General features: G+C 63.2%; 6 protein-coding genes. 4 read left to right on the top strand and 2 right to left on the bottom strand.

Annotated features, from left to right (window positions below; genetic code table 11):
- Positions 1–1692 precede the first annotated feature (1692 nt).
- The 3 genes from LZC94_20430 to LZC94_20420 are packed head-to-tail and all read left to right on the top strand — an operon-like array spanning position 1693 to position 3065.
- Positions 1693–2271 carry a TetR/AcrR family transcriptional regulator gene (locus LZC94_20430; protein ID WXB19580.1) on the top strand — a complete coding sequence of 193 codons (579 nt, stop codon included), beginning with the start codon at positions 1693–1695 and terminating at the stop codon, positions 2269–2271.
- Positions 2272–2310: 39 nt separating this feature from the next.
- The gene (locus LZC94_20425; GenBank protein WXB19579.1) at positions 2311–2703 is read left to right on the top strand and encodes a nuclear transport factor 2 family protein; all 393 of its coding nucleotides are present in this window, start codon (positions 2311–2313) and stop codon (positions 2701–2703) included.
- Between the two features lie 2 nt (positions 2704–2705).
- Positions 2706–3065 carry a GFA family protein gene (locus tag LZC94_20420; protein WXB19578.1) on the top strand — a complete coding sequence of 120 codons (360 nt, stop codon included), beginning with the start codon at positions 2706–2708 and terminating at the stop codon, positions 3063–3065.
- Positions 3066–3113: 48 nt separating this feature from the next.
- Here the strand turns inward: LZC94_20420 and LZC94_20415 are convergent, their stop codons facing one another.
- Positions 3114–5414 carry a PQQ-dependent sugar dehydrogenase gene (locus LZC94_20415; GenBank protein ID WXB19577.1) on the bottom strand — a complete coding sequence of 767 codons (2301 nt, stop codon included), beginning with the start codon at positions 5412–5414 and terminating at the stop codon, positions 3114–3116.
- A gap of 1990 nt (positions 5415–7404) precedes the next feature.
- Positions 7405–7923, bottom strand: a complete 519-nt coding sequence (locus LZC94_20410; protein WXB19576.1) for a hypothetical protein — start codon at positions 7921–7923, stop codon at positions 7405–7407.
- 970 nt (positions 7924–8893) lie between these two features.
- Between LZC94_20410 and LZC94_20405 the strand changes: the two genes are divergently transcribed.
- On the top strand, positions 8894–9829 hold the full coding sequence (locus LZC94_20405) for a LysR family transcriptional regulator (protein WXB19575.1): 936 nt from the start codon (positions 8894–8896) through the stop codon (positions 9827–9829).
- Positions 9830–9832: the final 3 nt, after the last annotated feature.

The following is a 9832-nucleotide window of genomic DNA, read 5'->3' as shown; positions in this document are numbered from 1 at the left end:
GCGCGCCTCCAGGCCCACGTACTTCCCGAGGACATCGCCGATCGCCTGCGCAAACTCCCGTCCGCTATTCAACGCGAGAAACCACATATCGAGCTCACCGCCGTCCTTCAGGACGCGGCGTATCTCGGCGGCGGCGCGTTGGGGATCCTCGACCCAGTGAAACGCCCAAATGCTGTAAAAGTAGTCGACCGACGCGTCGGCGAGCGGGAGCGCCTCGAATCGCCCTTCTCGAACCTCGACCCGCCCGCTCCGCGAAGCGCGCTGCTGCGCCAAGCGCCGCATCCCTTCGGACGGCTCGACCCCGACGAACCTCACCGAGGACGGGGCACGGCCCTGAAGATGGTCCAGCGCCAGCCCGGTCCCGCACCCGACGTCGACGACGAGGGCGCGCCCTTTGGGAAGGGCGATGTTCTCGTACGCCCGCCGAGCCAATTCACCCCAAAAAGACGTCTCGTTCGACGGTTCATCGTATCTGTCCGCGATTGCCGAATAGCTTGCAGCGGTCGTACGTGAGCTCATTTAATCCGTACTTTGTCGAAATGAATTGGTCCCGGCCGCCAAGCGAGCGAAACACTCAATCCGTGCGCGGGCCAACGACGAGAGGCACGTTTTACGATTGGATCAGGCGACATCTTGGGGCAAACGCGGAACGCCGGCAAGATCCATCGATGCATTTCACGATAGTCCAAAAGATGGAGATAGTTAAATCGCCCCTACGACAATGGCGCGCATTAAATCGCATTCGACTGAAAGGGCAAAAGCACGCCACTCGCATCGCGGGCGACCTTGGCGACCTGGCAAGTGCCCGGCGATCGATTGGATGCGGCCGGCACAGCGGCCGGTAGGGCGGATTCGTCCGACGGCGCAGCAGCGTGCTGTTCACGAGAATTTCTCGAAACGATCGGGCTCCCGATAATGGCCGATTACCTTTTTACGTATGGAGCGCTCACCGAATCGATCGCCGACGACTCGAGGTTGGACATGTCGCGCGGAGGGGAGAAAATTTCTCGTAATGGAGATATTTACGCGAACATGGGATTACTTCACGGCGCAGTTCATACATCTCGCTCGATGCGCCCCGGCGTGGCGTGGTTCGTCGGTCGTTACGCTCTTATGCAGATTGCGAACAAAAGTCGGCGACATGTGAGTACCGCGGGTGCACCGGTGAACGCCGCGCGCGCTACCTCATGATGAGGAGACGACGGGCTCGACGATCCAAAGGGCTCACCCCGTCCCACCGACCTCGGCGGCCCCGTGCGCAAGCCGATCGTCGGGCGCAATCGCGCCAAACCCGAAAGCACGGATGAAGAGCGGCTCGGGTGCTGTGCAATTGACTGCATCGCCGCGCAGGCATTGCTCGCACGGTGAGCACGTATCTTTCTTATCCACAGTGCAAAATTTGTTATGCTCCGTCGATTTGGCATATGGCGAGCAAACCGACCCGCCCCCGTACCCGCCGTCCTATCTCGTGCTATCGCGAGGAGCCACGGGATCCCTTCTTCGCGCGCTTCGATCGATGCCGCGATCGCGGACGCCAACATCGGCTCGGACCTCGGAGAAGCGCTCGATGAACCGCGCCGGCATCGAGACGCAACCTGCGGCATAGGGGCCGACCTCCACCCGCGCAATCGGCGGGCGCATGCGCCGGAGAAATTTTTGACTCACGGGTCCAAAAGTGGTACCGATCACAGCATGGGCAGGCCCAAGCAGTTCGATCCCGACGCGGCCGTCGCCACGGCGATGAACGTATTCTGGCAAAAAGGATACGGCGCCACGACCCCGGCCGATCTCGTCGAGGCGCTCGGGATCGGAAAGGGCAGCTTGTACAACACGTTCGAGAACAAGCGCGCCCTCTTCGAGCAGGCGCTGCGAAGGTATGGGGACGAGCGCGTGGCGGGCCTGGTGGGGGAGCTCGCCAAGCCGGGCCCCGTACGCGCGCGGCTGCAAGCGGCGCTCGAACGCCTCGCCGCGCCGGAGCGGGCCAAGCTGCGGCGCCGTGGTTGCATGGCGGTGAACACGGCGGCGGAGTGCGCGGACGACGACGAATCCGCAGCCGCCATCGTGCGCGGCATCTTCGAGCGGATGGAGCGCGCCCTCCAAGCGACCATCGAAGAGGGGCAGCGCAGCGGCGAAATCGACCCCCATCGGAACGCGAAGGACCTCGCGAGCCTCATGCTCACCACGATCCTCGGCATGACCGTGATCGCCAAGGTCTCGGCCAAGCCGGATGCATTGCTGCGCGCCGTGCGCGCCGCGATGAGCGCACTCTGACCTTTTTTTTTATCAATATTTGACTCAAAGGTACAAAACATGATCTCCGACCCTTCCACCCTCGAAGCGAACAAGCAAACCGTTCTCGCCTTCTACGAGGCCGGCCTCCGGCAAAAGAACTACGCGGCCGCCGCGAAGCTGCTCGGCCGCCGTTACGTGCAGCACAATCCGCTCATCGCCGACGGCCACGAAGGCTTCGAGGCCTTCCTCGCCTACCTAAACGAGAAATTCCCCGACCTGCGGGCGGAGATCAAACACGTCTTCGCCGAGGGCGACTTCGTCATCGCCCACGTGCACGGCGTCCGCGAGCCCGGGCAGCGCGGCTCGGCCATCATCGATATTTTCAAGTTGGAAGATGGCAAAATCGTCGAGCATTGGGATGTCATCCAACCCATCCCAGAGGAGTCGGCCAACCCCAATGGGATGTTTTGACCATGGGCACCGCAAAGACCTACTGCGGCGGATGCCACTGCGGAAACGTGCGCTTCGAGGTCGAAGCCGATCTCGCGCGTGTGGTGGAGTGCAACTGCTCGCATTGCTCGCGAAAAGGATTTTTGCTGACGTTCGTGACGTCCGACCGATTTCGCCTCCTTCAGGGCGAAGAGGCGCTCGTCGATTACCAATTCAACCGGCGCATCGGGCATCACTTATTTTGCAAAGTGTGCGGGGTCGAAGCGTTTTGGCGCAGCGTCCAGTCCGACGGCACCCCGATGGCCATCGTGAATGTCCGCTGCCTCGACGATGTGCCTCCCGGCTCGTTCACGGTGACCCACGTCGACGGCAAAAGCCGATGACGTCGCCTCCCGAAAGGTACGAGCTCCAACGATCCGGGAGACCCCGCGTCAATCCGCTCCGCCGTCGCCCTTTGGACACGATGGGAGCGAGCGGATCCACGCGTCGAGCACCGATGTATCGGCGGTGTCGACCAGGCTCGTGGCCAGCGGGGGCATGCGCCGGAAGTCGAGCGCGTGCACGCGCAGCGAGAGGATCGACGTCTCCGGCGCGCCGGGGGTGACGATCTTCGCCCCCGGCACCCCGAGATCGCCGTTCTCCGGGTTCTCATTGCATACGCGCCGGTGGGCGAGGGATGTCCCGTAGCGGAAGTCAGTGCCTCCGCCGCCGATGCCGTTGGGGCGATGGCAGAACGAGCAATTGGCGTGCAGGTACGAGGCAGCCCGGTCGCCCAAGTCGGCTCCGGGCTGGCTCGGATTGGGGTATCTCGTGAGCTCGGCCGGCGCCCGGCCCAGCGGGGCGTCGAAGAGGCCAATGTGGTCGAAGGTCGCGAGCTGGTTCGCGATGCGCTGGGTGGAGGCGTAGACGAAATCGCCATTGAGCTGCCCCACCTCGAGGCCGAGCGTGCGGCCCGCGACCGTCGAATGGCACGACATGCAATCGGAGCGGCTCGGGAAATACCAGGTTTGATGGCCGACCGTCTTGCTCTTGTTCGAGGGGAGCAAGGTCGCGTCGGTCTGTTCCTCGTTCCACTCGTACGAATAGCCGCCCCAATCTCCATCGTCGTGGCGCACGAACAGCCGCGTCTCGATGCGCTTGCCCGAGACGGTGAACGTCTTGACGAGGACGCTGCCGACGGGAAGATCGAAATCCCCGTCGGGCTGGACGTGGATCTTCTTCGTGTCCGGGAGCGCCAGATACCGTTCCTTGTCCGCGCCATCGGACCACAGCGGGCTATTCACACCGTAAGGGACGAGCCCCGGTGCGGGGTTTTTTGGCTGGGCGGGATCGACGCACCCCGTCTGCGAGAGCTTCTCCGGAAACGGCGCCCCCGGCGGCTCGGACGTGGGGTTCTGCACCACTTTGTAGACCTTGTTGCCCAGCGCGGTGACGAAGATCTCCCCGTCGAGGTCCTCGTTGAACGAGGTCAAGGTGTCGCCCGTGCTTCCATCGTCGATGCGGGTGACCGAGGGCTTTCGGCTCACGGGATCGATGGACATCGCCCACACCTCGCCGGTCTGCGAATCGCCGAAGAGGTAACTTCCCACCAGCTCGGGGATGGCCTTGCCACGGTACACGCGCCCCCCGGTGACCGCGCCTACGCCGTTCGGCGGGGGCGGGTTGAAATATTCGTAAATGGGATCGATCAACCCCGCGCTCGAGCAGCTCGTGGTGCTCGGCGGAAAACAATGCGTTCCCTCTTTGAGGCTCCACCCGTAATTGCCGCCGTTCTTGACGATGTCGATCTCCTCCCAGTCGTCCTGCCCCACGTCGCCCAGCCATAGCTCCCGAGAGACGCGGTCGAACGAGAAACGAAAGGGGTTGCGGAAGCCGTACGCGAAGATCTCTTTCTTCTTCCCCGTGGTGTCGTTCTTGAAAGGGTTGTCGTCCGGGATCGCGTACGGGTCCCCATGGTCGATATCGATGCGCAGCACTTTGGAAAAGAAGCTCGTGGTCTCCTGTCCATGGAAGAAGGGATCGCCGACGCCGCCGCCATCGCCGAACGAAGCATAGAGATACCCGTCGGGGCCGAATTGAACGCAGCCGCCCTTGTGGTTTCCCGAGCTCTCCTGATTGAACGCGAGCACATCGGCCTGCGCCCCGAACGCCGTTCCATCCCGGGCCGCGCTGGTGAAGCGCCGGATGGCCGAGACGATGCGCTCCTCGGTGCCGGTCGTGTACGAGAGATACACATAGCCGTTCCGCGAAAAGTTGGGATGAAACGCCATCCCCAGGAGGCCGCCTTCGCTACCGAGGTTCGTGATCTGATTGGCAATGTTCAAATCCTCGCGCGGCGAATCGGGCGGGTTCTGCACCGGAAAGCTCAGGATCTTCCCCGAGCGCTCGGCGACGTACCACCGCGAAGGATCGCCCGGAATTTGCGCCATGGTCATGGGATTGTCGAGCTGGACATTTTTGTACACTTGCTCCAGCTTGACCGAAGCCGTACTCGGCGGCCGCGGGGGGGCCTTGCAGGTCGGGTTGGCCGGACGCTGATCGAGCCCATACCGCGCGGGCTGCGGGCGAACGGCCCCGTCCACATCGACCCCTCCACCGTCACGGGGGCCGTCGTTGGTGCTGTTGCCGTTGTTGCCGCATCCCGAGAAGGTGGCTGCGGCGCCGAGCGCGAGGGCGAGTCCCAAGGAGACGATGGTCGCTTGTAGGTGCATGCAATAGGGCTGAGTATCCACGAGCGGGCGGCCACCTTCACCTCTCTTTTTTGCCCCGTGGCCGGAAGTCGCGGGCCCGCGGCCGGGTAGCGAGCCCCGCGTGCCGGTCGTCGCCATCGTCGTCGCCCTCTTCGAGGACCCCCGTGGCATCGACCGACCTCGTGGAGTCCACCGTCGGCGAGCTTTCGGCCGAGCCGATCGCGCGCGTCCGTGACGCGATGCAGCTCGTGAAGGTTCGGCCCGCGAGGAGATGCCCAACGCGACGGCCATCGCGCGCGCGGAAGCCATTTACCTCGAACGAACAGGTATGAGGCGCGGCGAGCTTGGCGGGCGCTCGCCACTTCCGAGCCGCCCTCGAGCTGGGGGACCCGGAACTCATCGAACAAATGCGTGCCCGCCTCGTGCGTCTCATCGTCGAGGGCGACCCTGGACGGCTCACGTTTGTCGTCCGAACGATTCGCGCATCTCTCCGGTAGGACGATGACGTAAAGATTGGAATGCCATAGCAACGTCGAATCGAATCGACGTCACGACGCGAGCGCGATCTTCGGAGACTGTTTTCGAATGCAAACCCGCGGAGCGGCCAGACCGGCAGACGTGCTCGATGCCATCCACGATCGGCGTCCGGGCATCGTGCATTTGGCGGGCACGGGAACGTGACCGGATTGATACTGGTATTCGAAACGGCAACTGAGCCGCAGAGGTCAATCTCGCCGTAGGTCCGCATCACCCGCTGGGTCTCGTCCTTCGCGAGATACGTGAAATCGATCTTCGAAGCTCGCTCCGCGGCGTGTGTTTCATTTCCATTGTCAGAAGGGCATTGTCATTTTGAAGTTGCGCTTCCGAGCTATGATGCGAGAGAACGCCGAATGGATTGTTGTGTATTGCACATCAAGACTTGGAGTGCGTGCAAGGTATTCGGGTGCGCTTCGGTCCCGCAGGCGATCGAAAGCAAATATTTACATGCAAACGAATAACGGCTTTGACGAGCACGACCGACCTGGAACCCGGGTTTGACGCGCAGCTCGCGGCGACCCATCGGTCGTGGCGTCTTGCGATAATGCCGACGAGCCTTGCACCAATCCACCTTCAATTCGATTGGACGCAAAGCACATCGTCGCGTATCAACGTAACTCAGCAAAGGGGGCTTCGCGGTCCCCCCGTGCATCACGGTAAGAAATGCATTGTGCACTTGAATTTTCTCGGACGACGATCTTGACGCTCACCGGAACTGCATCCATAGTCCGGCGAAAGAGGCGGGTAGGGCTCGAGTGCGTGTCAATCGTTGCAACAGCAACGATCCCAACGGAACGAATTGGCGAGTGATGTCCAGGCCGTGCACTCGAGCGCACGATGGGGATGAGCCCATCGTACCGAGGAGAACCGCCGTACCCTTTCGGCGGCGGCGTTCGACGCGTAACAGCATTTGGCAACGGAGGCGTGATGGTGCCAACGCGGAATGGTGCCAACGCGGAAAGGAGCAACCTTCGCAGCGAGCGAGTCCGGGCTCGCCCTTGGTTCCCCGTAAGCTTGCGCGGGTCGCGTACATCGCGCGGGTCGCGCACATCACGTAGGTGGCATCCGTCGCGCGGGCCGTCAAGGCCCCCTGGCGAACAGTTGTCCGCACAATTTGTGCGTACCATCGGTTTTTTGTGGCTGCGGCATGACAACGTTGTACGTGCAAGCATCGTCGGACCTGGTATCTCCTTGGGCTCGCGGCCCCAGCCGACGAAGGTGTTGCCCGTTCGTCTCATTGAACCCATCCGAATCGTCCAGGTCCCTCATTTCCGGAATAAACCTTGCTCCATCGTCTCAGGAGGCGAGGAACCCGTGACGTCCATCGACCTTATCAACCCATGCGCCGACGTTCCCACGCATTTCAATGCGGAGAACTACACATCCCACGGAATGGCACCCGCCACCCCGATGGCGGATCGCACGATGCCGACCTTGGCGGCGATGCTGCCCGCGGACGACGAGGTCGAGCGCTGCGATCCGAATATCCATCCCGTCAATTGCCCGTCGATTGCGCGAGCGACGCCGGCATCATCGGGATCACGGGCAAGAGCACGCAGGTCGGGCACATGATCGCGATCGCGAATCGATTTCGAGCGGCCGGCAAGCCGATCCTCGTGCGAGGCCCGCGGGCGAGCTCGTCCCCCAATCTCCTCCGGCCGCACTGTGGCCGAATCGGCGGCCCGCTCGCCGCCGATTCGGCGCGCGGCGGCTCGCAGCCAGCGGCACGGCGAGCCTGTGCTGCGGTCTGTTTCGATTCGCCCGGCTCGATGAAACGAGCTCGCGCGGAGCCGTGATCCTGCCGCAGCGGGTCGCGGCGGGCATCACCTCTTCCAATTGCCGAAACACCTGCCCGCGGATTGGCGCGGCGCCGCGCGATCGTCTGGGCGTCGCCTCCGGCATGCTCGCGGGCCGGCCGCACCATCGGTCCGAGCGTCCGCATCGCCATCGCCATCGGCGGTGCGGTTTCCCGTCCCTCGGCGGCGCGATCCCGTGCCGCACGATCCTGCACCACCCGAGCGATCCCGCGCGCGGGGTGCCGCCTTCCTACACATTTAACGATGGGCGCAGAGCACCGGCGCAGGCTTTGCGGTGCGGACGATTGTCCTGTCGCTGCTGCGCGGCAGCGAGCGCCGCCGCCGTGGATCGGCTCACCGCGCGCGTCGCGGGATCTGGCCGCACGCGACCACTTGGGGCGAATCACAAAATACGAATTGAAATCATTCACACACGAATCGTTCGCACGTCGAGCGCTTTTCGAATCACCGCTGCGCGCCGCGTGTGCGTAAGGTCGATGGCTGTCGCTCCAACGTCGTCCCGTGCGGAACTTTACGTATGCAGAGTATTTGAGCCAGCTTCGGACGATCCGTTCTCGACCCGCGAAGATCCGTTGACTGTATTGATGATCAATATTAGGATTTACTGCTCCGACATCGTTTAACTGGATCCACGTGGGTGGAGACACGAACAGGGAGATGCGAGGGAGATGCTCACGCGGAGTTTGCGCGATGGTGACCATTCGTCCATGGGGTAGTCCGTTGGGAAACCCTGGAAGGACAGGGGATTTGACCCTAGCACGCGAGAGGACCGTCGCGCGGCTCGTCGGGCTTCCCCGGCCAAATGAAGCCTCGCGGACACATGCTCACGGCAACGAGCTCGTGGTAGCCATTCGGGAGCGCGGCCGGGTCGTGCGAACGGAACGGGGGGACGCGGTCGCCCGACGTCTTGGCCCGTCGCCCGACGTCATGGACGGGCCGAACGCGCTCGTTCGCTCGATGCTCGAAGGTGGTGCTGCGCATCGGGCGGTGCAGGATATTCCAGATCTTCCATCGCGGGCTCGATTTTGGTCCTTGAAGACAACGTTGTCGGGAATCCGGTCGTGCAGCCGTTTGCACTCCTTTTCTTCAGCATGGCTGCCCTCGGGCCAACTTCGGTAATCATGTTCGGCGCTCGTCCCCATAAAAACTCGGAAGTGAAGTTTGCAAATGATGACGCAATCGAGGGAGTGGCTGACCGGTATTCCGATTCTGCTAGCTGTCGTGGAAGCGCGCAGCTTTACCGGTGCCGCCAAGAAGTTGGGCATCACGCCATCGGCCGCGAGCCAGGCCGTGCGGGCGCTGGAGGGCCGGCTCGGCACGGCGTTGCTGCTGCGTTCCACGCGCAGCCTCAGTCTTACCGCGATCGGCACGACCTATGTCGAACGCCTCGCCCCCGTTTTCGTGGAGCTCGTGGCGGCGACCGAAGAAGCCATGGGTAACGGCGAGCACCCGGCCGGACCGCTCCGATTGACGATGCCCAAGGCCGCCTACGACGGCATCGTGGCACCGTCGCTACCGAGCTTTCGCGCGCACTATCCGGACATCGAGCTCGAGATCGAGGTCGAGGATCGATGGGTCGATATCGTCAAAGACGGCTTCGACGCGGGGATTCGATACGGCAACCTTCTCGCAAAGGGCATGACGGCCATCGAAATTGCGCCAGCCTCCGCCAGCGTCCTCGCGGCCGCCCCCGCCTACCTCGAGCGTCGAGGGCGACCGGAGGCACCGCCGGATCTCGCGGAGCACGAGAGCGTCGTGTGCCGCAGCCGCACCACGGGGATGATCGCGTCATGGGCGTTGGTCTCCGAGGCCGGCGCCGAGCATCGCGTCGATCCCGGCGCTCAAACCATCGCCGGTGATCTCGCCGTTCAAATCGATCTCACCGTCCGAGGCCACGGGATCAGTTGCATACCCGACCGGAGCGCGAGCGCCCTCCTCGACGGCGGACAACTCGAACGCGTGCTGCCGGATTGGTCGATTCCATTAGACGCGATGTTTCTCTACTTTGCCGGAAATCGCAGCCATTCGCCTTCGCTGCAGGCCTTCATCCGTCACGCGACCGGCGCGGGCCAGGGCCGATCGCGAGCGCGCCGGATCCGATGAAGG

Source organism: Sorangiineae bacterium MSr11954, from assembly GCA_037157815.1.
Taxonomy (GTDB): Bacteria; Myxococcota_A; Polyangia; order Polyangiales; family Polyangiaceae; genus Pendulispora; species Pendulispora albinea.
The sequence above is the reverse complement of the archived record's forward strand: the minus strand, read 5'-3'. Positions and strand labels throughout refer to the sequence as shown.

Excerpts from the sequence above, each read along its gene's own strand:
- LZC94_20430 (WXB19580.1), top strand. The coding sequence starts at position 1,693 with ATGGGCAGGCCCAAGCAGTTCGATCCCGACGCGGCCGTCGCCACGGCG.
- LZC94_20425 (WXB19579.1), top strand. The coding sequence starts at position 2,311 with ATGATCTCCGACCCTTCCACCCTCGAAGCGAACAAGCAAACCGTTCTC.
- LZC94_20420 (WXB19578.1), top strand. The coding sequence starts at position 2,706 with ATGGGCACCGCAAAGACCTACTGCGGCGGATGCCACTGCGGAAACGTG.
- LZC94_20405 (WXB19575.1), top strand. The coding sequence starts at position 8,894 with ATGATGACGCAATCGAGGGAGTGGCTGACCGGTATTCCGATTCTGCTA.